The organism is Actinoplanes lobatus, assembly GCF_014205215.1.
Classification (GTDB): domain Bacteria; phylum Actinomycetota; class Actinomycetes; order Mycobacteriales; family Micromonosporaceae; genus Actinoplanes; species Actinoplanes lobatus.
The window spans coordinates 935,621-954,286 of sequence record NZ_JACHNC010000001.1 but is presented as its reverse complement, the minus strand read 5'-3'; the positions used below and the strand labels follow the sequence as shown (position 1 = coordinate 954,286).

The following is an 18,666-nucleotide window of genomic DNA, read 5'->3' as shown; positions in this document are numbered from 1 at the left end:
ACCGATCGACATCGAGAGAAGAGTCATGGCTAACTACACCGCCGCGGACGTCAAGAAGCTCCGCGACCTCACCGGTGCCGGCATGATGGACTGCAAGAAGGCGCTCGAGGAGTCCGAGGGCGACTTCGACAAGGCCGTCGAGTTCCTCCGCATCAAGGGTGCGAAGGACGTCGGCAAGCGGGCCGGCCGGACCGCCGCGAACGGCATCGTCAGCCACTCGGGCGGCGCGCTGCTCGAGCTGAACTGCGAGACCGACTTCGTCGCGAAGACCCCGGACTTCGTCGCCCTGGGCGACCGGCTGGTCAAGTTCGGTGAGGACAACAAGATCGCCGACGCCGCCGCGCTGCTGGCCGCCACGATCGAGGACGGCAAGACCGTCGCCGACCTGGTCCAGGACTACGCCGCCAAGATCGGCGAGAAGATCGTGGTCAACCGCTTCACGATCGTCGACGGCACCGTCGCGGTCTACCTGCACCGCAAGGCTCAGGACCTGCCGCCGCAGGTCGGCGTCCTGGTGCAGTACACCGGCAAGAGCGACGAGGCGGCCGACAACGACGCCCGCGCGGTCGGCATGCAGATCGCCGCGATGCGCCCGAGGTTCCTCACCCGCGAGGAGGTCTCGGCCGAGGTCGTCGAGACCGAGCGCCGCGTGGCCGAGCAGACCGCTCGTGAGGAGGGCAAGCCGGAGCAGGCCCTGCCCAAGATCATCGAGGGCCGGGTGAACTCCTTCTTCAAGGACTTCGTCCTGCTCGAGCAGGCTTCGGTCGTCGACAACAAGAAGACGGTCAAGCAGGTCGTCAGCGAGTCCGGCATCGAGGTCACCCGCTTCGTCCGGTACGAGGTCGGCCAGGAGTAAGGCGAGTAACGCTGTGGCACGGGAGGTCGGGTACGCGATTCAGCGCCCGGCCTCCCGGTCGCATAAGGTCTCCTGCAGATAGCGAAGGGAAGGCGGGTCTCATGACGATGGTGACCGAGCAGTCCGCCACGGTTGACGAGAACCCGCCGCCCATGCGGCCACGGCGGGTCGTGCTCAAACTCTCCGGCGAAGTCTTCGGCGGCGGCGCGGTCGGGGTCGAGCCCGACGTGGTCCAGTCGCTGGCGAAGCAGATCGCGACCGTGACGCGGCGCGGCATCCAGGTCGCCGTGGTGGTCGGCGGCGGCAACTTCTTCCGTGGCGCGGAGCTGCAGAAGCGCGGCATGGACCGCAACCGGGCGGACTACATGGGCATGCTCGGCACGGTGATGAACTGCCTGGCCCTCCAGGACTTCCTGGAGAAGGAGGGCATCGAGACCCGCGTGCAGACCGCCATCACGATGGCCCAGGTCGCCGAGCCGTACCTTCCTCTCCGTGCGATCCGTCACCTGGAGAAGGGCCGGGTCGTGATCTTCGGCGCGGGCGCCGGCATGCCGTACTTCTCCACCGACACGGTGACCGCCCAGCGTGCGCTGGAGATCCACGCGGACATGGTGCTGATGAGCAAGAACGGCGTGGACGGGGTCTACACCGCCGACCCCCGGATCGACCCCACCGCCCGGAAACTGGAGACCATCACCTTCCAGGGCGTCCTCCAGCGCGGGTTGCGGGTGGCCGACCAGGCCGCGTTCAGCCTCTGCGAGGAGAACAAGCTCCCGATGCTGGTCTTCGGCGCCGAGGGCGACGACACCATCGTGCGCGCGTGTGCCGGCGAGCGGATCGGGACCCTGATCACCGCCGACTGATCGCGCTCCGTCCCCACATCCCGCACCACCGAAGACAGCAAGGAGGCGAGAAGAGCCGGTGATCGAGGAAACCCTCTTCGAGGCCGAGGAGAAGATGGAGAGCGCGGTCGAGCACGCCAAGGAGGAGTTCGCCGCCATCCGTACCGGCCGGGCTACTCCCGCGATGTTCTCCAAGATCCTGGTCGACTACTACGGTGCGCCCACGCCGGTGACGCAGATGGCGTCCGTCGGCGTCCCGGAGCCGCGCATGGTCATCGTGAAGCCCTACGACGCGTCTCAGCTGGGCCCGATCGAGCGGGCGATCCGTGACTCCGATCTCGGGGTCAACCCCAACAACGAGGGTACGCAGCTGCGCATCCACCTCCCGCAGATGACGGAGGAGCGCCGCCGAGAGATGATCAAGGTGGCCCGCGGCAAGGCCGAGGACGGCCGGGTCGCGATCCGTAACGTCCGCCGCAAGGCCAAGGACCAGATCGACAAGGCGGTCAAGGACGGCGAGACCGGCGAGGACGACGGCCGTCGCGCCGAGAAGGAACTCGACGACGTCACCCACCGCTACGTCGCCGCGATCGACGAGCTTCTCAAGCACAAGGAAGCCGAGTTGCTCGAGGTCTGAGCACCGGACGAAGCCCGGCCCGCCTCGCCGACAGGTGTGCCGGGCTTCCGCCTGTTCGGCCGGTCCTGGTTCACGGATGGTTAAATTCCCGGCCATCTCGAACCCTGTTCTACCGTCACCTTTGCAGTACGCTCTGCACGGTTTCTGTGAGCATGAGGTAGGGGTCGGCATTGTCTTTGCAACCAGCGGCAGCGCCGCCCGCGTACCCCGGAACGGAATCGATGATCGAGCCCGGTAACCCGCAGCCGGCAGAGACCGCCAGGAGCGGCGGCAAGGGCCGCCGCCGTGCCGGGAAAGGCCGCAAACCGCAGGGTGGCAGCCGTGCCGGCCGTAACCTGCCCGCCGCCATCGCGGTCGGCCTCAGCCTGGGCCTGATCGTTCTGGCGTCCCTGCTGATCGAGCCGATCGCCCTGCTGGCCGTCCTCGTGGTGGCCTCCGGCGTCGGCGCCTGGGAGATGGCCCGCGCGCTGGCCACCACCGGTGCCCGCCCGCCGCTGATCCCGCTGATCGCCGGCAGCACCGTGATGATCGGCCTGGCCTGGTTCGAGGGCGTCGACGCGCTGACCCTGGGCCTGGTCGCCACGGTCGGCGCCGCGGTCCTGTGGCGTCTCGCCGACGGGGTGGCCGCGGTCCGCCGGGACTTCACCCCCAGTCTCCTGATCGCCGTCTACGGCCCGTTCCTGCTGAGCTTCGCGGCCATGCTGGTGCAGATGGACGACGGCCCGCTGCGGGTGATCTGCACCCTGGTCGCCGTGGTGCTCTCGGACACAGGTGGGTACGCCGCCGGCGTGTTCCTCGGCAAGCATCCGATGGCTCCGAAGATCAGCCCGAAGAAGTCGTGGGAGGGCTTCGCCGGTTCGGTCACGGCGGCCGCCATCGGCAGCGGCGCGCTGCTCTTCTTCCTGCTCGACGTGCCGGTCTACGGGGGCCTGCTGTTCGGCGCGGTCATCTCGGTGGTGGCGGTGCTCGGCGACCTGGCCGAGTCCATGCTCAAGCGGGATCTCGGCGTGAAGGACATGAGCAACCTGCTGCCCGGGCACGGCGGCCTGATGGACCGGCTGGACTCGATCCTGTTCGCCGTTCCGACCGCGTACCTGCTCTTCGCGATCATCGCCCCGAGCTAGCTATGGGCGAGACACTCGGCGAACGTGGGAGACTGGATACGCCATGACGATTCTTCCGGTCATCCCGATCAGCCCCGACCAGCCAGACGCGGTCAGTACCCGCCGCCGTCCGAGCATGCCCCCACGCCACCTCGCCGACCTGGACCTCGCCGGCCGCAAGAGCGCGGTGGCGAGCCTGGGCGAGCCCGCGTTCCGGGCCAAGCAGCTCTCCACCCACTACTTCGGCCGCCTGGTGCGGGACGTCTCCGAGATGACGGACCTGCCGGCCGCGACGCGCGAGCGGCTCACCGCGGACCTGCTGCCCACCCTGCTGACCCCGATCCGGGAGCAGGCGTGCGACGACGGCGCGACGCGCAAGACGCTGTGGAAGCTGCATGACGGCGCGCTCGTGGAGAGCGTCCTGATGGGCTATCCGGACCGGGTGACCGCCTGTGTGTCGAGCCAGGCCGGCTGCGGTATGGCGTGCCCGTTCTGCGCGACCGGCCAGCAGGGCCTGACCCGCAACCTGTCGGTGGCGGAGATCGTGGACCAGGTGGTCTACCTGGCCGGTGTGGCGGCGTCCGGTGCGGTCACCGGCTCCCCGCCGCGCCTGTCCCGGGTGGTCTTCATGGGGATGGGCGAGCCGCTGGCCAACTATCCGCGGGTCATCGAGGCGGTGCGGCGGCTCATCGCGCCCGCTCCGGAGGGGCTCGGGCTGTCACAACGGCACATCACCGTGTCCACGGTGGGTTTGGTGCCCGCAATGCGCCGGTTGATCGCTGAACAGCTCTCGGTGACTCTTGCGCTGTCACTGCATGCCCCCGATGATGATCTGCGCGATGAGCTTGTGCCCGTCAACCAGCGTTGGAAGGTGGCCGAGGTGCTCGATGCCGCGTTCGACTACGCGGCGCAGACCGGCCGTCGGGTTTCCATCGAATACGCCCTGATCAGGGACGTAAACGATCAGCCCTGGCGTGCCGATCTGCTGGGCCGCCTTCTGAACGGCAAGCTGGCCCATGTGAATCTCATCCCGCTCAACCCGACACCGGGCAGCAAGTGGGATGCCAGTCCCAAACCGGTCGAGCGCGAGTTCGTCCGCCGGCTGCGTGAGGCCGGCGTCGCGACGACCGTTCGCGACACCCGGGGGCGGGAGATCGACGGCGCATGCGGCCAACTGGCCGCGGGCGAGCTGACGCACGCGAGCGCAGGGGGCGCCGCAGCCGACGCGGAGGTGGCACAGTGACTGGGCGTAGGTCCCAGCGAGCGGAGTGGGAGACGTTGTGACGAGTCAGGGGCAGCGTTTCCGAAGGCGTGCGCTGCGGCGTGGCTACAAGGTCGACGAGGTCGACGCCTTCCTGGACCGGGTCGAGGCGACCCTGGCCGGGGAGCAGGTCGGCCCGCCGGTGGCGGCGCAGGAGGTGCACGACGTCGTCTTCCGTGTGCGCTTCGGCGGCTATGACGAGTGGCAGGTCGACCTGCACCTCGACCGGGTGGAGCGGCAGCTCGCCGAGTTCGAGGAGCGGGGCGGGCGTCCCGCTCCGGATCCCATGCGCGACTCCATGCGCAGCGGCCTGACCGCCGCCTCCGCCTCCGGCCCCCCGTCGATGGGCCCCGGGCCCGGCCAGGGCTTCGATCGTGGCGGTTACGACCGCGGTCCCGGTGGCATGCAGCAGGGGCAGGGCTTCCCGCCCCCCGGCCAGGGTTACCCGCCGGGCGGCGGCATGCAGCCGCAGGGCATGCCCGGTCAGGGCGGCTTCGGCGGCCCGCAGCAGCCGGCCGGCCCGGCCATGAACCCGGCGGCCCGGATGGCGTCCCCGCCGACCGAGCGGCTGCCCGCACCGGTGCGTGACGACCGGATGCTGCCCCCGCAGATGCCGCAGCGGCAGCAGCAGCAGCTTCCGCCCGGCCCCGACCCGTACGGGCGGTACGACGAGCCCACCGGTTACGGCCAGCAGCCCCCGCAGCAGCAGCCTCCGCAGCGGCCCGGCCCGCCGCCCGGCTACGACCAGGGTGGTTACGACCAGGGCGGCTACGACGGTTTCGAGCCCGGCCGGCACGGCAAGGCCGACATGACCGCCGAGATCCGGATGCCCGAGCGGGACCAGCGCGGCGGTTACGGCCAGATGCCGGGCGCCCCGATGCCGGGTTCGCCGATGGCCATGCCCGGTTCGCCGATGCCGGGCGCGCCGATGAGCGGCCCGCCGTACGGCGGGGGTTACGGCCCGCAGCAGCCGCAGCTCGGCCCGCCGCTGGGTGAGCCGGGTGGCGAGCTGTACCGGGTGGACCAGTTGCGCCGCACGTTCCAGCCCCGCCGGTTCGGCAGCGGCTACGACCCGATGCAGGTGGACCGGCTGTTCGAGGGCATCCTGCAGGCGATGACCGGCCGCGGCCCGATGCCGGTGAACGAGAACGACCTCGACATGCTGCAGTTCGGTCTGGTGCCGAACGGCTACTTCGAGGCCGAGGTCGACGCCGCGCTGCGCGAGGTGAAGGACATCCTGCTGCGGCGCCGCTGAGTGAGCGAAACCGAAAAGAGGGGGCCGAGGGGCCCCCTCTTTTTCGTGAGCCGAGGGGCTACTGGTCGCTCGGCCGGAGGCCGCTGCGGCGCAGGACGGCGTCGCCGATGATGATGGCGATCAGGCCCACGGCGATGACGGCGAGCCAGACCTTCTCGGTGTTGCCCTGCTGGTTGCCCCAGAAGAAGAGCAACATGATGGCGGCCGAGATGATCGCGCCCTTCTGGGCCCGCTTGCGGTTGCCGGGCTTCAGCTGGTCGGGCGCGTAGACCTCCTCGTGGTGTTCTTCCGCAGCCACGTGGCGACCTCCTAGTCGATGTTGAATCGGAAAACAGTCTGTCACGGGGTCGACGGGCGGAACCCAGCAACCCGGCTGTAGTTTCGAGGCGGTCAAAAACGCAGTCAGCAGAGGAGCGATCAAAGTGCGGATCACGGGCACCGGCCATGCGAGCATGCGGATCGACACCGCTGCCGGCAGCATTCTGTGCGATCCGTGGGTGAACCCGGCGTACTTCGCCTCCTGGTTCCCGTTCCCGGACAACTCCCAGCTGGACTGGGAGACCCTGGGCGACGTCGACTACCTGTACGTCTCCCACCTGCACCGGGACCACTTCGACGCGGAGCACCTGAAGAGGTTCATCAACAAGAAGGCCACGGTGCTCCTGCCGGAGTACCCGACCAGCCAGCTCGAGGACGAGCTGCGGGCGCTGGGCTTCACCAGCTTCCTGCGGACGAAGTCCGACGAGGTGCACGAGTTGGACGGCGGCCTGAAGGTGATGATCCAGGCGTTGATCAGCCCGACCGACGGCCCGATCGGTGACTCGTCGCTCTGGGTGGAGTACGACGGCGTCCGCGTGCTGAACCAGAACGACGCCCGGCCCGCCGACCTGACGCGGTTCAACGAGCTGGGCCACGTGCACGCGCACATGCTCCAGTTCTCCGGCGCCATCTGGTATCCGATGGTCTACGAGCTGCCGGAGAGCGCGAAGACCGCGTTCGGCAAGCAGAAGCGGGAGCGGCAGTTCGACCGCACCTGGCGTTACATCGACGACCTGAAGGCGGACTTCGTCTTCCCGATCGCCGGTCCGCCGTGCTTCCTCGACGACGAACTGTGGCAGTTCAACGACATCCACGGCGACGAGGGCAACATCTTCCCCGACCAGTCGGTGTTCCTGTCCGAGTACGCGAAGGTCGGCGGCACCAACGCGGTCGTCCAGCTGCCCGGCAGCGTGACCGAGCTGACCGACGGCGGCACGAGGCAGACCACCACGCACCCGATGCCGGTCGACGAGTTCTTCGCCAACAAGAAGGCGCACCTGGAGGAGATGCGGGAGCGTAAGCGCCCGGTCATCGAGGCCGAGAAGGCGTCCTGGCGGCACCCGGAGATCGACGTCCTCGGCGAGCTGAAGAAGCGGATCGAGCCGTTGCTCGAGGAGTCGATCTACATGGCCAAGGGCGTGGGCGGCCCGGTCCGCTTCGACCTGGTCTCCTACGACGGCGACGAGGTCGAGTCGATCGTGGTGGACTTCCCGGGCAAGCAGGTCCGGGCGTACGCCGACGAGAAGGTCCGCTACCGCTTCCGCACCCAGCGCGAGCTGATCGAGCACCTCATCTTCATCGACGAGGGCGACTGGGTGAACTCGCTGTTCCTGTCCTGCCGCTTCTCGGCGGCCCGGATCGGCCAGTACAACGAGTTCGTCTACGCGTTCTTCAAGTGCCTCTCCGAGGAGCGCCTCCAGTACGCCGAGGGCTGGTACGACGAGCACGAGAAGGCCGTCGACGCCGAGGACATCGAGTTCGGCGACTGGACCGTGCAGCGCCGCTGCCCGCACCTGAAGGCCGACCTGTCCCGGTTCGGCATCGTCGAGGGCAACGTGCTGACCTGCCAGCTGCACGGCTGGAAGTTCGACCTGCCGAGTGGCCGCTGCCTCACCGGCGTCGGCCACAAGATCAGGGCGACCAAGAAGGCCTAAACGGCCAGATCACGAAGGATGCGGCGGGCCGCGTTGTGGCCCGCCGCGCCGATCACGCTGCCGGCCGGGTGCGCGCCGGCGGAGCCGTGGTACAGCCCGTCCAGCCCGGTGAAATAGGGCATCCGCCGGTCGAAGGCGACCGTGTTGTCGACGTGGTGGATGTGCCCGCCGGTCATCCCGAAGTGCTTCTCGATCCCCGGCGGGGTCAGCGGCATCACATCGGCCACCAGGTCGGACGTCCCCGGCGCGTACCGGTCGCAGAGGGCGAGCAGGCGGTCCACGTACCCCGGAAGCTCTTGATCCCACGAAGATCCGGCAGGCTCGAAGGGCACCGACTGCACGAAGAGCGCGGACGAGTGATGCCCGGCCTCGTCGCGCAGCGACGGGTCGATGGTGGTGTGCAGGTACCACTCGATGGTCGGCTCGTCCGGCAGCACCCCGGCCTGCACATCGGCCCACATCCGCCGCAGGTTCGTCATCGGTGAGGCGTCGCCCGGCAGCAGGTGGATGGTCGACCCGAACGGCGACGGCGCACCCTCCGGCAGGCAGGAGAAACGCGGCAGATCGCGCAGCGCGAGATTGACCTTGAGCGTGCTTCCCGTCCGCTTGACCGCGGCCATCCGCTCGGTGAGCGAGACCGGCAGAACACCTTCAGGGACAAGACCCATCAATTGGTACGGGTCACAGCCACCCAGAACGACATTCGCCGCGACCGACCGCCCATCGGCCAGGACCACCCCGCTGGCCGCCCCGCCGTCCACGGTCACCGCCGTCACCCGGGCATCCGTGTAGAGGCGGGCCCCGGCGGCCCGCGCGGCGTCGGCGAACACCCGGGAGACCGTGCCCATCCCGCCCTCGGCGATCAACCAGGTCCCGTCCGAGCCGGGCAGCCGGCACATGTTGTGGACCAGGAAGTTGTGCCCGGTGCCCGGATCGTCCGGCCCGGCGTTCAGCCCGGACAGGCCGTCGGTCACCGCGTACATGGCGATCAGCAGCTCACTGGCGAACCCGAAACGACCCAGGTAGTCGACGACCGATCCGCGTACCAGATCCAGGAAGGTGCTCTGGAGCTGCGGCCGGATCCAGCGGTCGGCGATCTCCTCGACGGACCCCGGCTCCTCCAGCCAGGAGGGCGCGAGATCGGCGCGCAGCGCGCCGATCTCGCAGGCCAGCGCTTCGTCGGCGGCGGCGTCGCGGGGCGCCAGTTGCGCGCGGTTGGCCTCGCCGTCACTGCCGAAGAGGAGGTACGGCGAGCCGGCCGGCCCGGGCGACGGCAGGAAGTAGTGCGGATCCCGGCGCAGCACCGGAATGTCCACGTCCAGCGTCTTCAGCAGCTCCGGTGGCATGAGGCCGAGCAGGTAGGAGCCGGTCGACTGGCCGAGACCGGGAACCTTGGCGAAGGGATGCTCGGTACGCGTGGCGCCGCCGAGCACGCCCGCCGCCTCAAGGACGACGACGTCGAGCCCGGCGCGGGCCAGCAGTATGGCGGAGACCAGGGCGTTGTGACCGGCTCCGATGATTACCACGTCGGCGCGGCCGGGAATGGGCGTCATGCCGATCGACGCTACCCCGCGATCAGCGCGTCATCTTCAGCCGACCGCGTACCGGATCGTTATCCCGTTCCGGGTTGCGGCTCACTACGATCTCACAGTCGTGGATGCCGCCACCGACTTCTCGTTCTACGTACAGCCGACCCGCGAGCAGCTCGCCGTCTCGGTCAAGCAGTTCATGAGGCCGCAGCTGCGGCTCGCCCGGCTGCTCGGGGTGCTGCTGATCGCGCTCGACTTCCTGTTCTTCAGCCTGGGTGAGCGCACCATGGGGCTCTTCGTCGCGCTGCTCGGCGTCAGCCTGATCGCGGTCGTTCCGCCGCTGACCGTCCGGTCGGTGGTCGGCAAGATGGCCGGGGTGATCGGCCGTCCGACCCAGTACCGGGTCGACGACCAGGGCGTCCGGATGACCAGCGACCTGACCGAGGTCTTCTACCGGTGGGCCGCCGTGGACCGGCTGGACGAGACTCCGGGCCTGCTGATCGCGCGGACCGGGCAGAGCGGCTTCTTCGCCGTGCCGATCGCCGACCTGCCGCCGGAGACGGCCGCCGAGGTGACCGCGTTCGTCCGGGCGCACGTCCCGGCCTGACGGCGACCGGGGTGCGGCCGTCCGGGAAGATGAGCGGTATGCGTGACCTCGTACTGCTCGGCTCCACCGGGTCCATCGGCACCCAGGCCATCGACATCGTCCGGCGCAACCCGGACAAGTTCCGGGTGGTGGCCCTCGGGGCCGGCGGCGGCAACGTCGAACTGCTCGCCGCCCAGGCACTGGAGCTGGGCGTGGAGGTGGTCGGCGTGGCCCGTTCCTCGGTCACCCAGGACCTCCAGCTCGCCTTCTACGCCGAGGCGCAGAAGCGGGGCTGGGCCACCGGCGACTTCAAACTCCCCAAGATCGTGGCCGGCCCGGACGCGATGACCGAGCTGGCCAAGTGGCCGTGCGACGTGGTGCTCAACGGCGTGGTCGGCAGCCTCGGCCTGGCGCCCACCCTGGCCGCGCTGGAGAGCGGCCGGATCCTCGCGCTCGCCAACAAGGAGTCCCTGGTCGCCGGAGGGCCGCTGGTCCGCCGCGTCGCCAAGGAGGGCCAGATCGTCCCGGTCGACTCCGAGCACTCGGCGCTCGCCCAGTGCCTGCGCGGCGGGACAGCGGCCGAGGTACGGCGGCTGGTGCTGACGGCCAGCGGCGGGGCGTTCCGGGGCCGCCGGCGCGACGAGTTGACGAACGTCACCCCGGAGGAGGCGCTGAAGCACCCGACCTGGGACATGGGCCCGGTCGTGACGATCAACTCGGCCACCATGGTGAACAAGGCGCTCGAGGTGATCGAGGCGCACGAGCTGTTCGGGGTGGCGTACGACGACATCGAGGTGATGGTGCACCCGCAGTCGGTCCTGCACTCCCTGGTCGAGTTCACCGACGGCTCGACGCTGGCCCAGGCCAGCCCGCCGGACATGCGGCTGCCGATCGCCCTGGCCCTGGCCTGGCCGGAGCGGGTGCCGCAGGCGGCGGCCGCGGTCGACTGGACGAGCGCGCACAACTGGGAGCTGCGCCCGCTGGACGACGAGGCGTTCCCGGCGGTGCGGCTGGCCAAGCAGGCCGGCCGGGCCGGGCGCTGCCTGCCGGCCGTCTACAACGCGGCGAACGAGGAGTGTGTGGCCGCTTTCGTCTCCGGTCGGCTACCTTTTCTGGGCATCGTCGACACCCTCGAGCGGGTGTTGGCGGCGGCCCCGGATTTCGCGGAGCCGGGTACCGTCGATGACGTGCTTGCCGCCGAGGCATGGGCGCGTGCCCAGGCACAGCGGACAATCGAGACTGCGGCTGAAGGAGCCTGATGCTGTTCTGGCTGGGGTGCGCAGCCTTCGCGCTGACCATTCTGATCTCGGTGAGCCTGCACGAGCTGGGTCACATGATCACGGGCAAGCGCTTCGGCATGAAGGTGACGAAGTATTTCGTCGGGTTCGGCCCGACGGTGTTCTCGTTCCACCGCGGTGAGACCGAGTATGGATTGAAGCTCATCCCACTCGGTGGATTCTGCAAGATCGTCGGGATGACGCCGCAGGACGACGACGTCGCCCCGGAGGACCAGCACCGCGCCATGTGGCGGTTCCCGGTCTGGAAGCGGACCGTCGTGATGGCCGCCGGCTCGATCACCCACTTCATGCTGGCGCTGGTCGGCGCCTGGGTGATGGCCTGGAGCATCGGCCTGCCGAACATCCATCTGCCGGACACCGCGGAGGAGCAGCGTGCCGCTCCCGCGATGATCTTCGTGGGTGACTGCGTCCCCACCTTGCACTCCGACACCAGCCCCGAGTGCGTGGTCGGCCAGAACGGCGCCGTGGCGGGTCCGGCCAAGGCCGCCGGCCTCCAGACCGGCGACGTGATCACCAAGGTGGGCACCACCGCGGTGGCCAACTACGGGCAGCTCACCGACGCCATCCGCGCCCAGCCCGCCGGCCCGGCCTCGTTCGAGTACGTGCGGAACGGCCAGACCGCGACCATCACCGTCGACCTGGCCACCGCCGAACGGACCCCGCTGAACGACCCGAAGGGCCCGGTCTCCAAGGTAGCGGTCGCCGGTGTGAACCTGGAGATAGACCAGCCCAGGGTGGTCGAATACAGTCCTCTCGGCGCGATCCCCGCCTCCGGCGAGTTCAACTGGTACCTGGTGGAGAACTCGATCCAGGCGATGGCCCGGATCCCGCAGAAGATCCCCGCGCTGTGGAACTCGATCACCGGCGACGAGCGCGACCCGGACACCCCGATCAGTGTGGTCGGAGCCAGCCGGATCGGCGGCGAGGCCATCGAGAAGGGTGTGCCCGAGGTCTTCTGGCAGGTCTTCATCTCGCTGAACGTGTTCATCGGGCTGTTCAACCTGCTGCCGCTGCTGCCGGTCGACGGCGGGCACATCGCCATCGCCTGGTTCGAAGCAATTCGCTCGTGGGTCTACAAACGTTTCCGGCGGCCTGACCCAGGCCGGGTCGACTACTACAAGTTGATGCCCGTGACGTACGCGGTCATCCTCATCGGTGGTGCGTTCACCCTGTTGACCGTCACCGCCGACATCATCAACCCGATCACGATCTTCAAGTGAGTAGCGAATGACTGCGATCAGTCTGGGCATGCCGGCCGTTCCTCCGCCGCCGTTGGCCCCCCGTCGGCAGAGCCGCCAGATCAACGTCGGGGGAGTGCTGGTCGGCGGCGGCGCCCCGGTCAGCGTCCAGTCGATGACCACCACCCTCACCTCGGACGTCAACTCCACGCTGCAGCAGATCGCCGAGCTCACCGCGTCGGGCTGCCAGATCGTCCGGGTCGCCGTCCCGTCGCAGGACGACGTCGAGGCGCTGCCCGCGATCGCCAAGAAGTCGCAGCTCCCGGTGATCGCCGACATCCACTTCCAGCCGAAGTACGTGTTCGCCGCGATCGACGCCGGCTGCGCCGCGGTCCGGGTGAACCCGGGCAACATCCGGCAGTTCGACGACAAGGTGAAGGAGATCGCGAAGGCGGCCTCCGACGCCGGCATCCCGATCCGGATCGGCGTCAACGCCGGTTCGCTCGACAAGCGGCTGCTGGAGAAGTACGGCAAGGCCACCGCCGAGGCGCTGGTCGAGTCGGCGCTCTGGGAGTGCTCACTGTTCGAGGAGCACGGCTTCCGGGACATCAAGATCTCGGTGAAGCACAACGACCCGGTCGTCATGATCCGGGCGTACCGGCAGCTCGCCGAGCAGTGCGACTACCCGCTGCACCTCGGCGTGACCGAGGCCGGCCCGGCGTTCCAGGGCACGATCAAGTCGGCCGTGGCGTTCGGCGCCCTGCTGGCCGAGGGCATCGGCGACACCATCCGGGTGTCGCTGTCCGCCCCGCCGGTCGAGGAGATCAAGGTCGGCAACCAGATCCTGGAGTCCCTGGGTCTGCGCGAGCGTGGCCTGGAGATCGTCTCCTGCCCGTCCTGCGGCCGCGCCCAGGTCGACGTCTACACCCTCGCCGAGCAGGTCACCGCGGCTCTCGACGGGTTCCCGGTGCCGCTGCGGGTGGCCGTCATGGGTTGTGTCGTCAACGGTCCCGGTGAGGCCCGCGAGGCCGACCTCGGTGTGGCGTCCGGCAACGGCAAGGGCCAGATCTTCGTCAAGGGCAAGGTCATCAAGACCGTGCCCGAGTCGATCATCGTGGAGACCCTGGTCGAGGAGGCGCTGCGCCTCGCCGACGAGATGGGCGCCGACCTGCCCGAGGAACTGCGCGACCTGCTCCCCGGCCCGACCGTCACCGTGCACTGAGCTAGCTGGCTCCGCTTCGCTCCGCGGCGATTCGCCTGGTAACCGACGACGAGAGGTCCGGTCTTCCGTCACCCGCAATCCCCGCGGGCGTCGAAAGACCGGGCCTCTCGTCGTCGGCGGCGAATCGCTAGAACAGGACAGTGGCGAACGAGCCCGCCGAGACGAAGCCACAGCGTGCGTAGACTCGGCGGGCCGTCGTGTTGTAGTCGTTGACGTAGAGGCTGACCGTCGGCGCGACCCGGCGCAGGGCGTCCGCCACGACGGTCGCCATGGCGCCCGTGGCGATGCCGCTGCCGCGGTACTCCGGGTGCACCCAGACGCCCTGGATCTGCGTGGTCCGCCGGGTGACGATCGCCAGCTCGGCCTTGAAGACGACCAGATCGCCGTCGAACTTCGCATACGCCCGCTTCGCCTTCACCAGCTCCGCGATCCGCCGCCGGTAGCCGCGCCCACCGTCGTCCTGCAACGGTGAGACGCCGACCTCCTCGGTGTACATCGCGACGGCGGCCGGGAAGAGCTGATCGACCTCGCCGGCGTGGACCAGCCGGACCGAGGGGTCGGCGCGCACCACCGGGTCCCGGTTGGTGACCAGCAGCGGCTGATGGGGGCGTACATCCCGGGCCGGCCCCCAGTTGCCGCCGAGCCTGTTCCACAGGTCGAGCACCGCCTCCGAGCGGCCGATGATCGACGAGCAGACCCGTGGCTCGGCGCCCAGCAGATCGGCGAAGGCGGCCGTGGCGGGCGGTGTCGCGCCCACCGGCACCAGGTGCGCCCCGGACCAGATGATCGACTCGACGTGGCGATCCGGCTCGTAGCCGTAGATCCGCCCGTCCGACCGCCACCAGTTCAGGCCGTGTGCCGCGACCCGCTCAGCGATCTGGGCGCCCGCGTAGGGGTCGGCGTCGAGGATCCGCTCGACGGCCGCGCGCTCGGGCTCACCGAGCTGGCGAATGGGCACCGTCAACACAGGTATCACATTGCCAGATGCGCGCCCGCTGACACGTACCGCAACCCCGCGATCTCAGAAACCTTGCCGCCGACAGATTGCCGATATATCGTCTACCTATCGACGACAGAACGGAGAAGGTCATGAGGCACCCACACGGAGGACCCGGACACGGTGGCTGGATGGGCGAGGCGCGCAGGCGTGGCTTCGGGTTCCCGCCCGGTTTTCCCTTCGGCGGCCCCGGTGGCCCCGGTTTCCCGCCGCCCGAATTCGGCGGCAGGCCCGGGCCACGGCGCGGCGGTCGCGGCGCCCGGCAGAACGTCCGGCCCGCCATCCTGGCGCTGCTCCTGGAGCGCCCGATGCACGGCTACGAGATGATCCAGGAGCTCGACTCCCGGACCGGGGGGATCTGGCGCCCGAGCCCCGGCTCGGTCTACCCGACCCTGCAACTGCTGGAGGACGAGGGCCTCATCGAGGTCACCGCCGAGGGCGGCCGCAAGAGCTACCGGCTCACCGAGGACGGCCGGCCCGAGGCCGAGACCGCGGCACAGAACCCGCCGTGGGCCCAGATCGGCGCCGACACCATGTCCCAGGTGCAGGATTTCCGCGACGCGGCGGTCGGCATCATGGGCGCGCTCAAGCAGGTCGGTTTCAACGGCACCCCGGAGCAGCGCCAGAAGGCGCTCGAGGTGCTCAACGAGACCCGGCGCAAGCTCTACGCCATCCTCGCCGAGAGCGAGTGAACCCCCTCTTCCTGAAGGCCCGTTTCTGGTACGGGGTGGAACGCGCCCGCCGAGAACACCCCGTCCCGCCGGCTCCGCGCGACCATCTGCCGGGTCCAGCCTTTGCCGCGCCCGCCGGGCTGAGTTCGGTGGTTGGGCTGGCTGTCAGGGCTGTCTCAAGCGCATCGAGACAGCCCTGAGGTCCACCGGGACGGCGCCCGGGAGCCGGCCGTCAGCGGCGGCCGAGGGCGGTGATCAGCTCCAGGAGGGCCGGGAGGCCGCCCCGCTCCAGCTCCGGGGTCGGGGTCAGCGCCATGATCGGAACGGTGACGCCGGCGTCCGCGTATGCCTGCACGCGGGCCCGGCACTCGTCCGGCGACCCGTGCACGATCAGGTCGTCGACCAGGGAGTCCGGGATGGCGGCCAGCGCGCCCTTGCGGTCGCCGGACTGCCAGGCCTGCCACATCGGGGTGAGGATCTCCTCGCGGCCCAGCCAGCGATGGAAGGCGGCGTACGCCGGGACGGTCAGGTACGACGTGATCAGGCGACGGCCCACGGCACGGGCGTAGGCGGCGTCCTCGGTGGGGACCATGAAGATCCGGGTGGCCACCTCGAAGCCGGGCCGCGCCTCCTTGGTCTCGGCGAGAGCGGTGGCGACGTCGCCCGCGGACAGCCAGTTCAGGATCACGCCGTCGGCCTCGGCCGCGGCCAGGCGCAGCATGCCGGGGCGCAGCGCGGCGAGCAGCACCTGCGGCGGGACGGCCGGCGGCCGCTCCAGGCGGAACCGGCGCACCCGGAAGGTGCCGAACTCGCCGTCGGTCAGCTCCCCGGCGAGCGCCGAGCGCAGGAAGCGGAGCACGCCCCGGCTGCGCTCGAACGGCTTCGTGAAGTCCACCGCGTTCCAGTCGCCGACCACGACCGGTGAGGACGCGCCGATGCCCAGCTGGAACCGGCCCGGCGCGGCCTCGGCCAGCGCGGCGGCGGTCATCGCGAGCAGGCCCGGCCCCCGGGTGAAGACCGGGGCGATGGCGGTGCCCAGGCGCAGCCGGGGCTCCCAGGCCGCGGCCAGGGTCAGCGGGGTGAACCCGTCGGTGCCGGCCACCTCGGCCGTCCACGCGTCGGTGAAACCCGCGTCGGCCAGCGCCTTGTACACGCCTCCGTGGTCGGCCAGCGGAACGCCACCGAACGGTACGGTCATGCCCCATCGCATCGACATGACCTCGATCCTGCCGTTCACGATCACGTGATGTCCACCACTGGAGGAACGGATGTGGGATTTCTCCGCCGGGCCGGGATCAGCCGATCGGGGTGGGGTTGCGCCAGGCGGTCGCGAACGACGTCCGCCCGTTGGTGCGCAGCAGCGACCCCTGGTAGATCCGGGCCCCGGCCAGCAGGGTGAGCCCGCTGGTCAGCAGGAGCAGGGCCAGCGACACGAACGGCTCCCAGGTGGCGGCCTCACCGGTGAACAGGCGGACCGGCATGGCCACCGGGGCGGAGAACGGGACGTAGGACAGCACGGTCATCGCCGCCGGGTTCGACTGGAAGGCCAGCACCAGGAAGAACGGGGTCATCACCAGGAGCTGGAGCGGGGCCGTGGTGGCGCCGAGATCCTCCTGCCGGGCGGCCAGCGCGCCGACCCCCGCCCAGAGCGCCGCGAGCATCAGGAAGCCGACCACGAAGAACGGCAGGAACCAGCCGATCGCCGGCAGGACCGCGTCGATCACCGGGCCGCCCACGTCGGCCACCCGCATGCCGACCAGGCCGACCACGGCGATCAGGGCGAGCTGACCGAAGGCGAGCACGGTCATGGCGGCCACCTTGCCGGTCAGCAGCGCCCGGACCGGGATGCTGGCGACCAGGATCTCCACGATCCGGGTCTGCTTCTCCTCGGTGACGCTCTGCGCGATCTGCACGCCGAACGAGATCGTGGTGAAGAAGAAGAGCGTGGCCAGGACGAACGGGACCAGGAAGCGGGCCGCCTCGTCGAGCGCGTCCGGATTCAGGTACTCCACCGGCGGTGAGGTGCTGAGCGCCGCCACCACCTCACCCGGCGCCTCCTCCATGGCCAGCACCCTCGGCCCGTCGACCACGGCGGCCGCCACCTCGTCGTCGCGGACCATCCGTTCGGCGGTGGCCGCGTCCGGGACGGTGATCACCTCGAGGCCGGCCCTCTCCAGGACGGCGACGTGGGTGGTGCCGACCACGGCGACCTTCTCCGGGCCGCCGTTGATCAGCATCGGCAGCACCACCCCGAGCGCCGTGAAGAAGAGCAGCAGGACCGTACTGAGAAGGAAGGTCTTGTCGCGGAGCTTGACCCGGATCTCCCGGCCCGCGACCAGCCTGGCGGCTTCGAACGTGGTCACTGGATCACCTCTCGGAAGATCTCGGCGAGGGAGGGGCGGACCGGCGCGAAGGCGCGGACCGGCCCACGGGCCAGGGCGGCGTGCAGGAGCGCCTGCTCGTCGGCATCGGGGCCGAGGTCGACGACGGCACGGCGGCCGTCCAGTTCCAGCAGGGTCACCCCGGGCTCGTCACGCAGCCAGCCGGCGTCGGAGTCGACCTCGATCCGGAAACGGGGCAGCGTGTACCGGTCGCGCAGCCAGGTCCGGGAGCCGGCCGCCCGGACCGTCCCGTCGGCGATGATCACCAGGTCGTCGCAGAGGCGCTCGACCAGTTCGAGCTGATGGCTGGAGAAGAGCACGGCGGCGCCGGCGCGGGCCCGTTCGCGGAGCACGGCGAGCACCGTCTCGATGGCGATCGGGTCCAGCCCGGAGAACGGCTCGTCCAGCACCAGCAGCTCCGGGTCGTGTACCAGGGCGGCGGCGATCTGGGCGCGCTGCTGGTTGCCCAGCGACAGCTTCTCCACCGGATCGTTCCCCCGCTCGGCCAGCTCCAACCGTTCCAGCAGGGCGGTGGTGCGGCGGCGGGCGTCGGCGACGCCGATCCCGTGCAACCGCCCGAGGTAGACGATCTGCTCGGTCACGGTCATCTTCGGGTAGAGGCCGCGCTCCTCCGGCATGTAGCCGAACCGCTGCCGGTCCGCCCGGGTGATCGGGGCGCCGCGCCAGGTCACCGCGCCGGTGTCGGCGGCGAGCACGCCCAGGACGATCCGCATCGTGGTGGTCTTGCCGGCGCCGTTCGCGCCGACGAAGCCGGTGAGCCGGCCGGAGTCCACGGTGAACGAGACGTCCTTGAGGACCTGACGCTCGCCGAAGGACCGGTTCACGGCATCGACGTTCAGGACGGTGGTCATGGGAA

General features: G+C 69.9%; 17 protein-coding genes and 1 pseudogene. 12 read left to right on the top strand and 6 right to left on the bottom strand.

All coding sequences use genetic code 11. The annotated features are described in order from the left end of the window. Positions 1-25: 25 nt before the first annotated feature. The 6 genes and pseudogenes from tsf to BJ964_RS04160 all read left to right on the top strand — a co-directional run bounded on the left by tsf (position 26) and on the right by BJ964_RS04160 (position 5,954). A complete protein-coding gene (tsf, locus tag BJ964_RS04185) occupies positions 26-856 on the top strand; it encodes a translation elongation factor Ts (RefSeq protein ID WP_188119444.1) in 831 nt (276 codons plus the stop codon). 107 nt (positions 857-963) lie between these two features. Then, positions 964-1,719: a UMP kinase gene (pyrH, locus tag BJ964_RS04180; protein WP_188126782.1), complete on the top strand. Its 756-nt coding sequence runs from the start codon at positions 964-966 to the stop codon at positions 1,717-1,719. Between the two features lie 58 nt (positions 1,720-1,777). Then, the gene (frr, locus tag BJ964_RS04175; RefSeq protein ID WP_188119443.1) at positions 1,778-2,335 is read left to right on the top strand and encodes a ribosome recycling factor; all 558 of its coding nucleotides are present in this window, start codon (positions 1,778-1,780) and stop codon (positions 2,333-2,335) included. Positions 2,336-2,526: 191 nt separating this feature from the next. Beyond that, positions 2,527-3,459 (top strand): annotated as a pseudogene (locus tag BJ964_RS04170) (phosphatidate cytidylyltransferase); the annotation flags it as partial. Between the two features lie 43 nt (positions 3,460-3,502). Further along, the gene (gene rlmN / locus BJ964_RS04165; RefSeq protein WP_188119441.1) at positions 3,503-4,681 is read left to right on the top strand and encodes a 23S rRNA (adenine(2503)-C(2))-methyltransferase RlmN; all 1,179 of its coding nucleotides are present in this window, start codon (positions 3,503-3,505) and stop codon (positions 4,679-4,681) included. A 37-nt stretch (positions 4,682-4,718) separates the two neighbouring features. Then, the gene (locus BJ964_RS04160; RefSeq protein WP_188119440.1) at positions 4,719-5,954 is read left to right on the top strand and encodes a DivIVA domain-containing protein; all 1,236 of its coding nucleotides are present in this window, start codon (positions 4,719-4,721) and stop codon (positions 5,952-5,954) included. Between the two features lie 58 nt (positions 5,955-6,012). On the opposite strand, the gene BJ964_RS47745 is transcribed toward BJ964_RS04160, so the two are convergent. Next, on the bottom strand, positions 6,013-6,252 hold the full coding sequence (locus BJ964_RS47745; protein ID WP_229806559.1) for a DUF2631 domain-containing protein: 240 nt from the start codon (positions 6,250-6,252) through the stop codon (positions 6,013-6,015). Between the two features lie 124 nt (positions 6,253-6,376). Between BJ964_RS47745 and BJ964_RS04150 the strand changes: the two genes are divergently transcribed. Then, positions 6,377-7,927, top strand: a complete 1,551-nt coding sequence (locus BJ964_RS04150) for a Rieske 2Fe-2S domain-containing protein (RefSeq protein ID WP_188119438.1) — start codon at positions 6,377-6,379, stop codon at positions 7,925-7,927. Here the strand turns inward: BJ964_RS04150 and BJ964_RS04145 are convergent. Continuing rightward, positions 7,924-9,480, bottom strand: a complete 1,557-nt coding sequence (locus tag BJ964_RS04145) for a phytoene desaturase family protein (RefSeq protein ID WP_188119437.1) — start codon at positions 9,478-9,480, stop codon at positions 7,924-7,926. The two genes, BJ964_RS04150 and BJ964_RS04145, sit on opposite strands and share 4 nt — an antisense overlap. Positions 9,481-9,580: 100 nt before the next feature. Here BJ964_RS04145 and BJ964_RS04140 point away from each other — a divergent pair, with 100 nt between their 5' ends. The 4 genes from BJ964_RS04140 to ispG are packed head-to-tail and all read left to right on the top strand — an operon-like array spanning position 9,581 to position 13,740. Further along, positions 9,581-10,063: a YcxB family protein gene (locus tag BJ964_RS04140; RefSeq protein ID WP_188119436.1), complete on the top strand. Its 483-nt coding sequence runs from the start codon at positions 9,581-9,583 to the stop codon at positions 10,061-10,063. A gap of 29 nt (positions 10,064-10,092) precedes the next feature. After that, complete coding sequence (gene dxr, locus BJ964_RS04135; protein WP_188119435.1) at positions 10,093-11,301, top strand: 1-deoxy-D-xylulose-5-phosphate reductoisomerase; 1,209 nt, start codon at positions 10,093-10,095, stop codon at positions 11,299-11,301. Then, positions 11,301-12,560 (top strand): M50 family metallopeptidase, encoded by a 1,260-nt coding sequence (locus BJ964_RS04130; RefSeq protein ID WP_188119434.1) that lies wholly within the window; start codon positions 11,301-11,303, stop codon positions 12,558-12,560. Before dxr ends, BJ964_RS04130 begins: the two co-directional genes overlap by 1 nt. Before the next feature lie 7 nt (positions 12,561-12,567). After that, on the top strand, positions 12,568-13,740 hold the full coding sequence (ispG, locus tag BJ964_RS04125; protein ID WP_188119433.1) for a flavodoxin-dependent (E)-4-hydroxy-3-methylbut-2-enyl-diphosphate synthase: 1,173 nt from the start codon (positions 12,568-12,570) through the stop codon (positions 13,738-13,740). 127 nt (positions 13,741-13,867) lie between these two features. On the opposite strand, the gene BJ964_RS04120 is transcribed toward ispG, so the two are convergent. After that, positions 13,868-14,707, bottom strand: a complete 840-nt coding sequence (locus BJ964_RS04120) for a GNAT family N-acetyltransferase (protein WP_188119432.1) — start codon at positions 14,705-14,707, stop codon at positions 13,868-13,870. A 161-nt stretch (positions 14,708-14,868) separates the two neighbouring features. On the opposite strand from BJ964_RS04120, the gene BJ964_RS04115 reads away from it, so the two are divergent. Next, on the top strand, positions 14,869-15,429 hold the full coding sequence (locus BJ964_RS04115; protein WP_188119431.1) for a PadR family transcriptional regulator: 561 nt from the start codon (positions 14,869-14,871) through the stop codon (positions 15,427-15,429). Between the two features lie 211 nt (positions 15,430-15,640). On the opposite strand, the gene BJ964_RS04110 is transcribed toward BJ964_RS04115, so the two are convergent. The 3 genes from BJ964_RS04110 to BJ964_RS04100 form a co-directional block, all read right to left on the bottom strand. After that, the gene (locus BJ964_RS04110) at positions 15,641-16,624 is read right to left on the bottom strand and encodes an LLM class F420-dependent oxidoreductase (protein WP_229806558.1); all 984 of its coding nucleotides are present in this window, start codon (positions 16,622-16,624) and stop codon (positions 15,641-15,643) included. A 79-nt stretch (positions 16,625-16,703) separates the two neighbouring features. Next, the gene (locus BJ964_RS04105) at positions 16,704-17,771 is read right to left on the bottom strand and encodes an ABC transporter permease (protein WP_188119430.1); all 1,068 of its coding nucleotides are present in this window, start codon (positions 17,769-17,771) and stop codon (positions 16,704-16,706) included. Further along, complete coding sequence (locus BJ964_RS04100; protein ID WP_188119429.1) at positions 17,768-18,661, bottom strand: ABC transporter ATP-binding protein; 894 nt, start codon at positions 18,659-18,661, stop codon at positions 17,768-17,770. The genes BJ964_RS04105 and BJ964_RS04100 overlap by 4 nt, the downstream gene beginning before the upstream one ends. Between the last annotated feature and the right edge of the window lie 5 nt (positions 18,662-18,666).